Source organism: Bacillus sp. BB51/4 (assembly GCF_008368845.1).
In the GTDB taxonomy this organism is placed as follows: domain Bacteria; phylum Bacillota; class Bacilli; order Bacillales; family Bacillaceae_G; genus Bacillus_A; species Bacillus_A wiedmannii.
The window spans coordinates 2992-18781 of the sequence record NZ_QOSC01000032.1 but is presented as its reverse complement, the minus strand read 5'-3'; the positions used below and the strand labels follow the sequence as shown (position 1 = coordinate 18781).

Genomic DNA, 15790 nt, shown 5'->3' with positions numbered 1-15790 from the left:
CGTTTTATAGGGCTTTCGATTTTGATTCTTTTTCTCAATAAGAATTTGGAAGGAGCGAGTAGTAATGAACTCAGAAGTAAAAACATTACAAGTACAAAAGTCTATTTCTCATCCCTCTTTATGGGATACATTAAAGAAACATTATGAACTTATATTTGCAATCGCATCTGGTATTTTTATTTTAGCTGGTTGGTTATTCACAAAGAACGATGCAATGAATGTAGGCATTACTTGCTATATCCTTGCTTATATAGTTGGTGGATATGCAAAAGCGAAAGAAGGTATTGAAGATACCATTGAAGAGAAAGAGCTAAATGTCGAAATGCTCATGCTCTTTGCTGCTATCGGTGCTGCAATCATTGGCTACTGGGCAGAAGGTGCAATTTTAATCTTTATCTTCGCACTAAGCGGTGCGATGGAATCTTATACATTAAGTAAAAGTCAAAAAGAAATTTCAGCGCTTCTTGAGTTACAACCTGAAGAAGCATTACGTATTTCAAATGGAACGGAAGAACGTGTTCCTGTTGGACGATTACAAATTAACGACATTATTTTAATTAAGCCAGGTGAGCGCGTTCCTGCTGACGGTACGATTCATAACGGTGAAACAAATATCGATGAAGCAGCAATTACTGGAGAACCTATTCCAAATGAAAAAAAACATGGCGATGAAGTATTTGCCGGTACTGTAAATTTACGCGGTGCTATCGAAGTTAAAATTACGAAGCCGAGCGATCAAACATTATTCCAAAAGATTATCCGTCTCGTCCAAAGTGCACAAAGTGAAAAATCACCATCACAACTATTCATCGAAAAATTTGAAGGAACATATGTAAAAGGGGTACTACTCGTTGTTGCGCTTATGATGTTCGTCCCTCATTTCTTACTTGACTGGAGCTGGAATGAAACATTTTATCGCGCTATGATCTTACTTGTAGTCGCATCTCCTTGTGCACTCGTTGCTGCTATTACACCAGCAACGTTATCTGCAATTTCTAACGGAGCAAGAAATGGAATTCTCTTTAAAGGTGGCATACATTTAGAACGCCTAGCTTCAGTAAAAGCGATCGCCTTTGATAAAACCGGAACATTAACACAAGGTAAACCTACCGTAACAGATGTATATGTTCGAGAAAATATAACAGAAAAAGAAGTACTTTCTATTACAGCAGCAATTGAAAGTCACTCTACACATCCTTTAGCTGAATCTATCGTTAAATATGCACAACATGCGTATGACATTACATTAAAAAAACCAGAAAATGTTGAAGATGTAACTGGTTTTGGGCTAAAAGGAATATTCGAAAACAAAGCTTATAAAATAGGTAAAGCTGATTTTATTGGTGAAGAAACAAAGACATTTCATAATGGTATTTCTGTCTCACTTGAAAAAGAAGGTAAAACTGTCGTTTATATTAGTGATGAGAGAGGCATTCTTGGACTTATCGCTTTAAAAGATACGCTTCGCCAAGAAACAATAGCTGCTATTCGCGAATTACAAAGCATCGGTGTCGAAGCAATTATGATTACTGGAGATAATGAAGAAACAGCAAAAGCAATTGCCTCCGAAAGTAATATAAAGGAATATTACGCATCATGCTTACCAGAAACAAAAGTTGAAACAATTAAAAAGCTAAAAGAAAAATACGGGACGGTAGCAATGGTCGGCGATGGCATAAATGATGCTCCTGCACTCGCTACTGCTAGCATTGGTGTGGCAATGGGTGAAGGAACAGACGTTGCTTTAGAAACTGCAGACGTTGTACTTATGAAGAACGAATTATCTCGACTTTCCCAAGCAATCCGTTTATCAAAACGAATGAACCGTATTGTAAAGCAAAATGTAATCTTTTCACTAGCTGTAATTGCAATGCTGATTTGTTCCAATTTCATGCAATCTTTAGCTCTTCCATTCGGTGTTATTGGACATGAAGGAAGTACGATTCTTGTCATTTTGAATGGCTTACGATTATTAAAAGGAAACAAATAAAAACGGGTCCCTCATAGAGGACCCGTTTTTTTCTAGTGGTAGCTATTATGCCCGTTCGCACTACTACTCGTTTTATGCTTTGGATGCGAACTACTCTTTTGTTTATTGTTGTTTTTATTGTTGTGATTCTTTTTATTATTACTCATGAAATATCCCCCCTGTTCCCTTTTATTATGGAACAAGAGCTCACTTTTCATTACGGGAATTATTGTCACCCGTTCTATAATGATGGAGTAAACCATTAATTTCACCGCCAAGTAAAATTACCCATCCAGTTAAGTAAAACCATAGCATTAGAATAATAATACCACCGAGACCACCATATGTATTGGCGTAATTCGCAAACTTATCTACATAATAAGCAAATGAGTACGATACCACAATCCATCCTACAGTAGCAAATATTGCTCCTGAAATGACTTCTCTTCTTTTTAACTTTCGATCTGGTGCAAATGTATATAAAAAACTAAACAATGCAAATAGGACGAAGAAACTCGCTACTAAACGCGTAATACTCCACACGTAAGAAAAACTATCTGATAAACCAATTGCTTTAAATACCGCTGCCCCAATGACTTGTCCAAACACTGGAACAATTAGCGCAAACACAATCATAAAAATAATCGCTAATGTAAACACAATTGATAAAGCTCTCGTTTTAATAAAAGAACGTGTTTCTGTTACATCATACGCACGGTTAAAAGCATTCATAACCGCATTTACCCCGTTTGAAGCAAACCATAGCATTGATAATAAACCAAATGATAATAAACCACCATTTTGCTCATTTACAACTTTATCAACGTTTACTTCAATTAAAGACATTGCATCTTCTGGTACGTACGGTTCTAATAAATTGAGCACACTTTCTGTTTGAAGGTCAATGAATCCAAGAAGCGTAATTAAGAAAACAAGCCCAGGAAAAATCGCAAGCAAGAAGAAATAAGCGAGCTGTGCTGCCAAGCCCGCTACATCATCGCGCATCGTCCGGTCATACAAATCTTTACCAAACGAATAAGTACGATTTCTTCTCACCTTTTCTAAAATTTTTCTCATATATGTTTAAACGCTTTTCTTCTCTTCTTTATCTTGCTTCAATTCAATGTACGCTTCAGTTTTTTTTTCCTCTACATTAGAGTCTTTCATAAATAGTTCCCGCGCTTCTTTCATACCGCCATCTTCAGCAACTACTGGCTCTTCTTCTGCTTTCATCTCATCTACTTTTGAAGACACAGCTTGAATTTCAATCGTTTCTGGCTTCTCTGCTGACTCAACTTTTTTCTTACTAAAAATTTCTTTCGTTTCTTTTAATGTCTCTACAACAGACGGCGTCAACTTTTTAATTTCTGCTACTTTCGCTTTTACTACATTGAAGTCAGCGAGTTCACGTCCTTTATCTGTAACAGTTTGCACTTTTTCTTTGATTTTCGCATTTTCACCGATTTCAATCATCTTTGTTTTTGCTTTTTCCGCAGTATTTTTTACTTTTTCACGGTTTTCTTTCTTCAACATAGATACAGCTACACCTGCAGCTACACCAATCGCAATGTTTCGAGCAATATTATTTTTCTTTGCCATATTCCTTCACCCTTTCATTTCTTATGTTAGAAAGTATTTCTTTCTAAGCTTCCTCATATTCCTTGTTCATTTCGAATGAAAGCTAATAGCTTTGCACACCCTTCTGTTACAAGGTCATATACTTCTTGGAAATTCCCTGTATAGTAAGGGTCGGGAACGTCTGTCCAGCCACCGTCTGGAACAAAATCGGACAGCCTACCAATATAGCCTCCAGTTTTACCTAAACTTTTTAAATCTGCTATATTCTTGTTGTCCATGGCAATAATATAATCAAACTTTGTTAAGTCTTCTTTTTCTACTTGCCTTGCTTTAATTCCTTCAAAAGTGACTGCATTTTCTGTTAAAATTTTTTGTGTTCCTTTATGTGGCGGATGGCCAACATGCCAATCTCCAGTTCCTGCAGAATCAATGACAATTTTCTCTTCGAGTCCCTCTTTTACGACAAGATCTCGAAAAATCGCTTCTGCCATCGGCGAACGGCAAATGTTCCCAAGACAAACAAACAATACTTGAACCATATTTTTGTTTCTTCCTTTCTTGGTGCATTTCTTAATATATACTTATAGTATAAACAACCAATTATTAAATATAAAGGAAATCCCTACTAATTTAATAGGATTGAAAAGATTCATTAACGAAAATGATAAAAAATGTTAAGATATCCTTATGTTATTTTAAAGGGGGACACTTCGGTGGATTTATCCGTAAAGTCAGAAGAAAACGTTGAATATATGGTCGAAGCTATTAAAGAAAAATTACGTATGGTTAATGCTGGAGCGATGAGAGCTGCTAGCTTTAATGAAGAAATGTACGAAGACTTACGTGACATTTATGAGCATGTTATGAAACGTGAAACATTCAGCATTAGTGAAATGCAAGCTATTACAGAAGAATTAGGTACATTAATTAAAAAGTAAAAAGCCTCGCTTATGAGGCTCTTTTTTATTTCCAACAAATTCATGACAACTCTTCTCTTTCTCTCAACCAACTGTAAAATATTGTACAATGGAAGTAGAACCTCACCTTAGATTTTTTCTCCATACATACTACTCACAAATAATAGCAACACTACCATTGCTAATTGTTTTTACTGGAGGTGCTTACTTATGAGCAATTGGTACAGTAAGACGAAAGATCAAACATTAATCGACCTAGAAACAAACGAACAACACGGTTTAACAGATGAAATTGTAAATGAGCGTTTAAAGCAATACGGTTTTAATGAATTAGCTACAAAACAAAAACGCTCTTTATGGCAGCGTATTTTCGCCCAAATTAATGACGTCCTCGTATATGTCCTTATTATTGCTGCCCTTATTTCAGCCTTTGTAGGTGAATGGGCTGATGCAAGTATTATCGCGCTCGTTGTAGTTTTAAACGCTGTTATTGGCGTCGTCCAAGAATCGAAAGCAGAACAAGCTTTAGAGGCATTGAAAAAGATGGCGACACCTAAAGCTATCGTCAAGCGAAATGGTGAACTAAAAGAAATTCCATCTGAGCACGTCGTTCCAGGTGATATCGTTATGCTTGATGCCGGACGGTATATACCATGCGATTTACGACTTATCGAAACCGCCAATTTGAAAGTTGAAGAATCTGCTCTAACTGGTGAGTCTGTCCCTGTTGATAAAGATGCAATCTACCACCCTTCTATGCAAAGTGATGAGCAAGTACCATTAGGCGATCAAAAAAACATGGCCTTTATGTCTACTCTTGTAACATATGGCCGAGGCGTCGGTGTTGCTGTTGAAACTGGAATGAACTCACAAATTGGTAAGATTGCTACCCTTTTACATGAAGCAGACGATGATATGACGCCACTTCAAAAGAGCTTAGCACAAGTCGGAAAGTATTTAGGCTTTGTCGCTGTAGCTATTTGTATCGTTATGTTCCTCATCGGCTTTTTACAAGGACGAGATACACTAGAAATGTTTATGACTGCTATTAGTTTAGCCGTTGCAGCTATTCCAGAAGGCTTGCCAGCTATCGTTTCCATCGTTCTTGCAATTGGTGTGCAACGTATGATTAAACAGAATGTTATCATTCGGAAACTACCAGCTGTTGAAGCTCTTGGTTCTGTCACAATTATTTGTTCAGATAAAACAGGTACGTTAACACAAAATAAAATGACCGTTACTCACTTTTATAGTGATAACAAATACGATCACTTAGAAAATTTAAATGTAAATAATGATACGCAACGTCTATTGTTAGAAAATATGGTGCTATGTAATGATGCGTCTTACAATAACGAATCACAAACCGGAGACCCGACTGAAATTGCGCTTCTCGTTGCCGGAAGCACTTTTAACATGCAAAAGGATCATTTAGAAAAGATACATGAGCGCGTTAACGAGATGCCTTTCGATTCAGATCGTAAAATGATGTCAACCGTTCATACATACGATGAAAACTACTATAGCATGACGAAAGGTGCTATCGATAAACTCTTACCTCGATGTACCCACATATTTAAAAACGGTAAAATCGAGGTTCTAACAGATGCTGATAAAAATCAAATATTAGAAGCTGCCGGGGCAATGTCTCAAGAGGCTTTAAGAGTACTTTCATTCGCATTTAAACAATACAATTCAAACAATGTGGATATAGATCGTCTTGAAGAAAACCTCATCTTTATTGGTCTTGTCGGTATGATTGATCCACCGCGAACTGAAGTAAAAGATTCCATTACAGAATGTAAAAAAGCTGGTATTCGCACCGTTATGATTACTGGTGATCATAAAGATACCGCCTTTGCAATTGCCAAAGAACTTGGCATTGCTGAAGAAAAGTCTGAAATTATGATTGGAACTGAATTAGATAACATTTCAGATACAGAATTAGCAAATAAAATTAATCATTTAAATGTTTTTGCTAGAGTCTCTCCAGAACATAAAGTGAAGATTGTAAAAGCATTACGTGCAAAAGGAAATATCGTTTCTATGACTGGTGATGGTGTCAATGATGCTCCATCTTTAAAGCAAGCTGATGTTGGCGTAGCGATGGGCATTACAGGAACAGACGTTGCAAAAGGGGCAGCAGATGTCGTGTTAACAGATGATAATTTCTCATCTATCGTGAAAGCTGTTGAGGAAGGTAGAAATATTTATCGTAACATAAAAAAATCAATTCTCTTCTTACTCTCTTGTAACTTTGGAGAAATTATCGCTTTATTTTTAGCGATTTTACTCGGCTGGGCAACACCACTACGCCCTATTCACATTTTGTGGGTCAATTTGATTACAGATACACTACCTGCATTATCACTTGGGGTTGATCCTGAAGATCCAGATGTGATGAAAGAAAAACCACGACATGCGAAAGAAAGCTTGTTTAGTGGTAGCGTTCCTTTTCTTATTTTCAATGGGGCTGTCATTGGACTTTTAACGTTAGCAGCCTTTATCACCGGGGCAAAATTCTATACCGGAGATACAAATTTATTTCCTCTCTTCCCAGAGAAAATTGATGAAGATGCTCTATTACACGCTCAAACGATGGCATTTGTCGTTCTTAGTTTTTCTCAGCTCGTTCATTCATTTAACTTGCGTTCAAGAACGAAATCCATTTTTTCAATTGGGATTTTTACAAATAAATATTTAGTCTTCTCCCTTCTTATCGGTGTTCTTATGCAAGTGTGTATTATCTCCATCCCACCTCTTGCAAATATATTCGGTGTACATGCATTAACGATGCGAGATTGGGGATTTGTTCTCTTATTAAGTATCATTCCACTTGTTGTGAATGAAATCATTAAATTAGTAAAGAGAAACTAAAAGGCAATGAGGATTATTCCTCATTGCCTTTTCATTTATTTCACTATTTGTGGGAGATGTCCCCGCCGATTAAAGTTTCACTTTATCCTTGTAATTCTTTTTTTATGTTCTCTGTTAACGTAGCCATACGCTTGCGGCTTTCTTCGCGCTCACGTTTATTTTGCTCTTCAATTTGTTGTGTTTCTTGCATACCTCTTGAAATAATGTTCCAAGTTTCCTCAAGTGTTTCCATCTTAATACTAGAAGAACCTGATAATCTCGCTACTTCCACACTTTGCGTTGCAATATTTTGTGCATTTTTCTTAAGTAATTCATTTGTGCGGCGATCAAGTTCAGCCATAGAATCTGCAACAAGCTTTTGACGTTTCGCATTTACCGCTTGAATAATACCATTTTTAAAGATAGGAATCGTTGTAATAAATGCTGTATTGATTTTACCAATTAATTTATTATTACCACGTTGAACCATACGAATTTGTGGTGCTGTAAGTAGCGCAACCATACGTGCTTTTTCTAAATCATCAATGCGCTGCTCTAAAATTTCAACAGAGTTTTTCAGTGATTCTAATTCAATACCTGCTAATTGGTCATTGTTACGCACACGCTCTTCGTACATTGGAACCAACTCTGTATTTAAACGCTCTAATAACATTTCCCCTGCTACCACATACTTTTCTAAGTCTAAATAATATTTTAAATTTTGCTCATATAAACCATCTAACGTACCGATTGATTTTTTCATTTCATCTTGATACTTTGTAATTTCTACGTATACTTTATCCATTTCGCGACCCATTGTTTGGTACTTACTAAAGATCTGTTCAATCATTTTATCAGCTTTTTTGAACATACGTGAGAAGAAACCGCTTTTCTCTTCCGCAAAGTCTTTGCTATCGAATCTGTCCATAATTTTACCAAGTTGTTTTAATAATTCTCCAGAGTCTTCTATTTTTGATAAAGACATTGTATGTAAAATTTGATCAGCGAAACGTGAAATTTCCATAGATGGTTCTTTTCCAAGCTCGATTAATTCTAACTGATCTTTAATATCTACTGCATTATAAATACGTTGTACTTCTGCATCTTGTCTAAGTTGTAAACGAACATCTTGTGCCGTTTGCTCATTTAATTCTGTTTTCGAATCTAGTATGACTGGGTTATTCATATGGCATTCTCCCTTTCCTTATAAAAATGGACGAAATAGTCCTTTTATTGTTTGTGATAAATTTTTATAGGCTGATGAGCCATGAAACTCAAGATCGAAATTAACTTCTTCAAGCCAATGGGAATCAAATGCTCCTGCTTCAATATACGGTTCAATATCATTTCTCCCCGTTGGATTAAAGTGGAATACATCTACCCCAATTTGATTTAAAAATAATAATAAAACAGCATCCGAACGGCTTAATTCTCCGCTCTTCTCATTATTAAATATAACAATTTTCGGTACTTCTTGCGAGTAATCAAATTTCTCAAGTTGCTCTAAAATGTTCGGCGGTATTTGAGAAAGCTGTGCGAAAACATACAGTGCTACATCTTGTTTCGTCTCTTTCGCAATGGGTTTACACATTTCACTCTCGCACGTATGGATGATTGCCTCTGCAATACCATGTTGCAATCCTTCTGGCAAACGTTTATGTGGCCACCAATGACTGTTCATAATTAAATCAGGGTGTAATTTCCCCCCGCGGTCTAACGCATCTCGGTAATGATATTGGAAATTCGCTTTTTGTTCTTTCGTAAACGGAAATGTATTAATTAATAAACTGTTATCAAATGATGTAATAGCCTTTAATCGCTGAAAATATTCTTTATCATTTTTTGAGACACCTGATATTTTCGCAAATAAAGAAGGGATATAAATGTGTTTATTTTCAACAAAGAATGTTGGACGCACAAATGCCTTTTCTTTCGTAATTAAAAAGAGTTCATCATACGTTGTTTTGAGCGTACGAGCTACAGGCGTATAGGAACGAAATTGCCATGGCTTGTACAGCAGTGAGTTATCATGGTGAAGTACTTGTTCAATTTCTTTTGAAGCCTGATACGCTACTGTCGCAACTCGCTCACGGCGGCGATCTGGAAATGGCTCAAGAGAAATCCGACCTGGATGAGACACAACAAAACTTCTTCCTTCCTCATCAACATTCTCAAATCCATCTTTTCCTTCTGGGTGATAATAAAGTACATCGCAACCGAGCATAATAAGAAAGTATAAGAAATATATACGGCTTTCCTGTGCATCACCGTACCAAATAATGCGCGGCATTTGTTTCTTATAATTAATCGTAGAGAACCACTTCGCTGCGTAATTGTCACTTAACTTAATCATATCGATTAAGAAACGACGGAATCCTTCTGTTTTTAATGATTGGTTATGTTGTTTTTCATACAATTTTAATACAGAAATAAACGTCGTATGTATATAATGCTGTAAGTCAGGATTGTCTACTTGTGGTAATAGTTGTTTTCCAGACAGATGGGCGACAAGCCTATTTACTGTAAGGCCATTCGGTGCTTCTTGATGTAATGTAAAAACCTCTTGAATATGGCGCAGTTTTTCGGGATCAATCACCTTATTTAAATTTTGTTCATGCAAAACCACGACCCCTTTCACTTCGCTATAATCAAATAGCTCATTGAAATATTCATCTACATCATTAGGAACACCAAGAATACGTGTTGCTATATAACTAAACTTCATCTCATTCTCTGTCAGTTCATATTGTGGGCGTTTTTCTAAAAGCGCTTCAAATTGCTTTAAATCTGATTCGTCTTTTAATGCACATGGTTGAAGTGTAAAACGTGAAAACACAACAGTTCACCTCCAAAAACATTTACTTTTTTTATAAAGTCTCTCTTCTATTATAAACTATTTTTAGTTATAAAAAATGGGCGCTCGCATAACGAGCAAACCCATTTCAATTATTTATGATTATTTTTAGTAGCTGCAACTTCTTCTTTAGCTTGTCCAGAATTCTTCATGTAGTGAAGTATAAACGTTGCTCCAAATGCTACAACTAAAATAATAAAGAATAGCTTATGGCTTACTTCAATATGAATAACAGACAATAACATTTTTGCTGCAATAATTAAGATTAAAATATATGCTGTCGTTTCAAGTTCTGGAATACGCTCTAACAATTTTAAGAATACGCCAGCGATACCACGCATCATTAAAATACCGAGCATTCCACCTAATAATAGAATCCAAACTTGATTTGATACACCAAATGCAGCAAGTACGCTATCTACAGAGAACGCGATATCCATTAATTCAACCATCGCAACTGTTCCCCAGAAGACACCAAACATTCTGAAGAGAATACTGTTTTGGTTCATACCATGAGCTTCTTCTTCTTCTGCATTACCTTTTCTTTTATCAATGAAGTATTTAACTGAAAGCCAAGCTAAGTAAAGTGCACCTAACACTTTTACCCACGCCAATTTAATTAAGAACATTCCAATTCCAATCGCAATAAAACGGAATACATAAGCTCCAATAAGTCCATAGAATAATGCTTTTTTACGCTTTTCTTCCGGAAGGTGTTTTACCATTACCGCTAATACAAGTGCGTTATCAGCAGATAACAACCCTTCAAGCACAACAAGTGTACCTATTAATCCCCAAGATACTGGATCTTGCAACACTTTAATCCACATGTCCAAGTCGAAAAACTGAGCATACGTATCAAGGATCCCTTGCAAAATACTCATCTTACCTTTATCCCCTATTCTTTGCTAGATTTATAGAAAGGTCAAAAAAAGGAAACGAATATCGTTTCCCTTCTTATGCATCCAAGCCATACGCTCTTACAAGCGCACCTAAGCCACCTTGGAAACCACTTCCTACTGCATTAAACTTCCACTGTCCATTATGACGGTATAATTCACAAAAGACAACTGCTGTTTCAATGGAGAAATCTTCCCCTAAATCAAAACGAAGAACTTCTTCACTCGTTTCTTCATTCGCTAAACGAACGAATGCGTTTCCAACTTGTCCAAAGTTTTGATTACGGCCTTCTCCATCATAAATTGTAACTGTAATAGCAATTTTGTGCACATCTGCCGGAACTTTCTTCAAGTCTACAACAAGTTGCTCATCGTCGCCTTCACCTTCACCTGTACGGTTATCCCCTGTATGTAGAACAGATCCACAAGGAGACTGTAAATTGTTATAAAATATAAAGTCAGTTTCCTTCGTGCATTTTCCATTCGCATCTAATAGGAATGCTGATGCATCTAAATCGAAATCTGATCCACCGTCATAAGATTTAATATCCCATCCAAGACCAATTACTGCTTTTGTTAAGCCAGGGCTTGTCTTACCTAAATCAATCTTCTGTCCTTTTTGCAATTGAATAACCATTTATATTCACCTCTATATTTTATATCTTAAAAAATATATCCATCAGTAAACACCTGTTTCACCGATAGATATATAAAATCTATTACTCTACATCTAAACCGAAATTATTACATAGAGACGCTAATCCGCCCTGGAATCCACTTCCGATTGCATTGAACTTCCAGTCACCTGCATGACGGTATAATTCCCCTACTACAACAGCTGTTTCAATAGAGAAATCTTCTCCTAAATCGTAACGAATTAACTCTGCATTCTTTTCTTCATCTAAAATACGTACGAAAGAGTTAGAAACTTGTCCGAAGTTTTGGCTACGACCTTCTCCATCGTAAATTGTGATTGAGAAACAAATACGTTCGATATGTGCAGGTACATTTTTTAAATCTACTTTAATCGATTCGTCATCGCCTTCACCTTCGCCAGTTCGGTTATCTCCTAAATGCTCGACAGCACCATTCGCACCCTTTGGGTTATTATAGAAGACGAAATCCTCTGCCCCTGAAACTTTACCGTTAGCACCTACTAAGAAAATACTAACATCTAAATCGAAATCGTTTTGTCCGTCATAACGATTCGTATCCCAACCAAGTCCTACAAGAACTTTTGAAAGACCTGGATTTGTTTTTGTTAAGTCTACCTTTTGTCCTTTTTTCAATGAAATTGATGCCATATTCAATTCCTCCTCGGTTTATTTTATTGATAACGTGATACAATCTCACTTAAGTTTTTATCTTGTGTGCCTTCTCCAACAGCTGAAAACTTCCATTCACTTCCGTGGCGATACATTTCACCTGCAATTAGAGTCGTTTTGCCAGCATAATTATCCGATAAATTATAGCGTGCTAATTCTTCACCAGTTTGCGGGTTTTGAATCCGAATATATGCATTACGAATCATCCCGAAATCTTGACGACGATTTACACAGTCATAAATATTTACAACGAATACTAAACGATTAATACGGCTCGGAACTTTATGTAATTCTACGAAAATTGTTTCGTCATCACCAGCGCCTTCACCTGTTAAATTATCTCCTGAATGAATAATACTACCACAAGTAGAAAGCTTGTTTCCGAAGTAAACTAAATCGTTTTTGTTTAAAAAGCGATCCCCTTCTAACATAACAACAGATGCATCACAATCTACATTCGGTTTACTTCCAAATAATGAAGACAGAAACCCACCTGATTGCCCAATTGGATCCCAGCCTAAGCCAACCTGTAGTTTTGCTACTCTCGGTTGTCCTTTCGTTAAATCGATCTTTTGTCCTTTTTCTAAAATAATAGGCATGAAGTTTCTTCCTTTCTACAAAGCATTTTCCTAATCGGAAAATATTGTATTCTTCTCTTATATTGTAGCATTATTTATCTATTGAGAAAAAGAATAAATTCTCAATTATATGAAAACACCTATATCATTTATTTATATTGATGTAAGAAGTGGTAAATCGAACCAATCATTCCTGCGTGATTACGATTTTGTGCGATTTTAATCTCGCAATTACTATAAATCTCAGGATTTAAATATTTTCGTACCTCTTCCTTTACTTCTTCTAAAAATCGATTACCTCTATTAGTAATCCCTCCACCAATAATAATTACTTTTGGATTGAAGATATAAGCAAGATTACTAATTCCAATGGCTAAATGTTTAAAGAATATTCGAACGGCATGTATAACTTCTTTATCCTTCTGATCATATAATTCAAAAATTTTTTCACCGTTCCAATTCCCGCTACCTTTATACTTCCGCACAAGAGAAATTAACCCTGAAATCGAGGCAACCTCTTCAAATTTTTTCCCTTCGATCAACATATTGCCCCATTCACCAGCACTAAATGAATGACCTCTGTACAGTTTTTTATTAATAACAATAGCTCCCCCTATTCCCGTTCCAAGGGTAAGCATAATGCAATTATTTTCATCTCTTCCAACACCTTGCCACATCTCTCCAAACAAAGCACAATTGACATCATTTTCAATGGATATAGGAACTTTTAATACAGCTTGTAATCTATCAATAATAGGAATACCAGCATAGCGTGGAATATGATCCACGCCGCCAGTTATGATTCCTCTATGAATATCTACAATTCCGGCTGTACTAATACCGATTCCAGAAACAACATGTTCATTCATTAATTGCACCGCCAAGCTAATAATCTTTTGAACGATTTGTTCCCCACCTAAATGGGCCTCTGTTAATGTAGTTTCGTGATTTAGTAATATCCCAGATTTTGAAATAATCCCATATTTAATCTGTGTGCCACCAATATCAAATGCGATATATTTTTTCACACTGTCACTTCCTCTAACATTATGAACTTCACTTTTCTGCATTGAAATGATGATGTTTTCCTTTAATAAGAGTTCACAAGATTTACAGATCCAGCTTTTACGTAGACACTGTTGTATTCTTTATTATCCGAGACAATTTCATAATACGATCCTTGTGGTGTATTAACTGTTTTCTTAATGGCTACCATAATGTTGCGAGATGTCATTCCAGTCTGACCTTCAGCCATACTTTTGAATATCGGAGAACCTGCCGTTAACGTTCCAAGTCGATATTTATTTAAATCTTTACTTCCATTCATTGCATCAATTCTATACATAAGCGAGGCAATTTGCTGTCCCCAATTTTCATCACTTGCATACATGACGTTCATTCCTTGTGCCTTATCTCCTAAGTTTCCACCATTATATGTATTTCCACTTGGATTTAAGTAATGCTTATCTATATATGCCGCACAAAAATCAATACCTTCTTCCCATGTTTTGAATCCAGTTGCACCATTGTATGGATCGGAATCTACCGCTCTAAAGCCAAATAAATTTTTCTTATCTTGCGCGATACGACTTGTTCCCCATCCTGATTCTAAAATTGCATGTGACACTAAGTAACCGGCATTCATCTTATATTTCTCTGCTGCACTTACAAAATATTTTCCTAATCCAATAAGTGGACTCTTTGCATTCGATTTACGTAAGAAATTATCAATTTCATCTCCTGTATAAGTAGATGTTGCACGAAGTGGCATATACTCAAAGTATTGATAACTATCTTGTCCTCCAATTTGCTTCTTATCAAAAGCCTCGTAACGCTCTCCTTCTTTTAAATGTTTCGGAGCATTACCAATTTGATACGTTGCATGTTTACCATTTTCCGGATTGTATACATAATGATATAACTTGCCATTTTTAGTTGCATAATACGACGTTTTCTCACCAGTCATTGTCGGATGTAATGTAACATCATTTATATTCACATAACCTGTCATACCATCAATTTGGACATGAATACGATCATCAACAGCTTTTACAAATTTCAGGTCAGCTCCACCCTTTACATATGTGAGCTTTTTACCCGTCGTAATATCATAAATATTAATAACACCATTTGCACGAACGAAACCTTGCTTCATATTTACAACTTTACCGTCACTTTTAATGTAAGCATCTTCTTTCATATTCTGCATAATTTGTGTTGCTTCCGCTTCATTTGGTTTTTGAACCTTTTGTGATGAGGTAACAATTTCATAAGAAGACGAACCTTGTTTAACTTTTAAGAACTGTAACGAAACATAACCCTCTCCGCCATTAAAACGGATTTTTGCCCAGCCATTGTCTTTTCCTATGATCGTAACAGTCTCTCCATTTTTCAAATGACCGACAGCTGCCGCACCTGTTGATGGACCTTTACGTACATTTAATAAAGACGCATTTACAACGGCTCGTTCTTCTATTACCTGTCCAGGGTTTGTTGGGTTTGTTGGGTTTGTTGGGTTTGTTGGATCTATGGAATCTTTACCAATCGTTATAAACTCTAACGACACATACCCTTCTTTTCCTTGATAGCTGATTTTCGCCCAGCCGTTTGCTTTTCCTAGTACTGTTACTTTTTCTCCATTTTTTAGGGTTCCTAAAATGGTGCTGCTCGTATTTGCCGCACTTCTTACTCGTAAGCTTGTCGCGTTAATCGTTCCTACTTCTTGCGTTCCATTCGTAATGTCTTCCGCTGGCTTTTCTTCTTGTTTTCCTGCTTCCAGCTTCACAAATTCTAACGACACATACCCTTCTTTTC

General features: G+C 36.3%; 14 protein-coding genes. 3 read left to right on the top strand and 11 right to left on the bottom strand.

The features are described 5' to 3' along the window. Positions 1-64 precede the first annotated feature (64 nt). Positions 65-1990: a heavy metal translocating P-type ATPase gene (locus DN392_RS28845; RefSeq protein ID WP_001083776.1), complete on the top strand. Its 1926-nt coding sequence runs from the start codon at positions 65-67 to the stop codon at positions 1988-1990. Positions 1991-2176: 186 nt separating this feature from the next. Here the strand turns inward: DN392_RS28845 and DN392_RS28840 are convergent, their stop codons facing one another. From DN392_RS28840 to DN392_RS28830, 3 genes are read right to left on the bottom strand one after another with little or no spacing between them, the layout of a single operon-like run. After that, a complete protein-coding gene (locus DN392_RS28840) occupies positions 2177-3046 on the bottom strand; it encodes a YihY/virulence factor BrkB family protein (protein WP_001226528.1) in 870 nt (289 codons plus the stop codon). Between the two features lie 6 nt (positions 3047-3052). After that, positions 3053-3568 carry a DUF4075 domain-containing protein gene (locus tag DN392_RS28835; protein ID WP_001085390.1) on the bottom strand — a complete coding sequence of 172 codons (516 nt, stop codon included), beginning with the start codon at positions 3566-3568 and terminating at the stop codon, positions 3053-3055. Between the two features lie 53 nt (positions 3569-3621). Continuing rightward, a complete protein-coding gene (locus DN392_RS28830; protein WP_000250911.1) occupies positions 3622-4086 on the bottom strand; it encodes a low molecular weight protein-tyrosine-phosphatase in 465 nt (154 codons plus the stop codon). Between the two features lie 174 nt (positions 4087-4260). Here DN392_RS28830 and DN392_RS28825 point away from each other — a divergent pair, with 174 nt between their 5' ends. Then, positions 4261-4485 carry a DUF1128 domain-containing protein gene (locus DN392_RS28825; RefSeq protein ID WP_000366197.1) on the top strand — a complete coding sequence of 75 codons (225 nt, stop codon included), beginning with the start codon at positions 4261-4263 and terminating at the stop codon, positions 4483-4485. 189 nt (positions 4486-4674) lie between these two features. Continuing rightward, entirely contained in the window at positions 4675-7341 is a 2667-nt protein-coding gene (locus tag DN392_RS28820; RefSeq protein ID WP_048567296.1) for a cation-translocating P-type ATPase, read from the top strand. Between the two features lie 82 nt (positions 7342-7423). On the opposite strand, the gene DN392_RS28815 is transcribed toward DN392_RS28820, so the two are convergent. The 8 genes from DN392_RS28815 to DN392_RS28780 all read right to left on the bottom strand — a co-directional run. Beyond that, on the bottom strand, positions 7424-8506 hold the full coding sequence (locus DN392_RS28815) for a toxic anion resistance protein (protein ID WP_001064402.1): 1083 nt from the start codon (positions 8504-8506) through the stop codon (positions 7424-7426). 18 nt (positions 8507-8524) lie between these two features. Continuing rightward, positions 8525-10156 (bottom strand): YceG family protein, encoded by a 1632-nt coding sequence (locus tag DN392_RS28810; RefSeq protein ID WP_000492831.1) that lies wholly within the window; start codon positions 10154-10156, stop codon positions 8525-8527. A 110-nt stretch (positions 10157-10266) separates the two neighbouring features. After that, positions 10267-11058 carry a TerC family protein gene (locus DN392_RS28805; protein WP_000025697.1) on the bottom strand — a complete coding sequence of 264 codons (792 nt, stop codon included), beginning with the start codon at positions 11056-11058 and terminating at the stop codon, positions 10267-10269. A 73-nt stretch (positions 11059-11131) separates the two neighbouring features. Beyond that, positions 11132-11710: a TerD family protein gene (locus DN392_RS28800; RefSeq protein ID WP_000236650.1), complete on the bottom strand. Its 579-nt coding sequence runs from the start codon at positions 11708-11710 to the stop codon at positions 11132-11134. A gap of 82 nt (positions 11711-11792) precedes the next feature. Then, on the bottom strand, positions 11793-12377 hold the full coding sequence (locus DN392_RS28795) for a TerD family protein (RefSeq protein ID WP_000146727.1): 585 nt from the start codon (positions 12375-12377) through the stop codon (positions 11793-11795). 23 nt (positions 12378-12400) lie between these two features. After that, entirely contained in the window at positions 12401-12997 is a 597-nt protein-coding gene (locus DN392_RS28790; RefSeq protein WP_001121597.1) for a TerD family protein, read from the bottom strand. A gap of 128 nt (positions 12998-13125) precedes the next feature. Then, complete coding sequence (locus DN392_RS28785) at positions 13126-14004, bottom strand: ROK family protein (protein ID WP_000759855.1); 879 nt, start codon at positions 14002-14004, stop codon at positions 13126-13128. Positions 14005-14066: 62 nt separating this feature from the next. Continuing rightward, positions 14067-15790 (bottom strand): SH3 domain-containing protein (locus DN392_RS28780; protein ID WP_179955933.1); only part of this gene is annotated, 1724 nt, incomplete at its 5' end.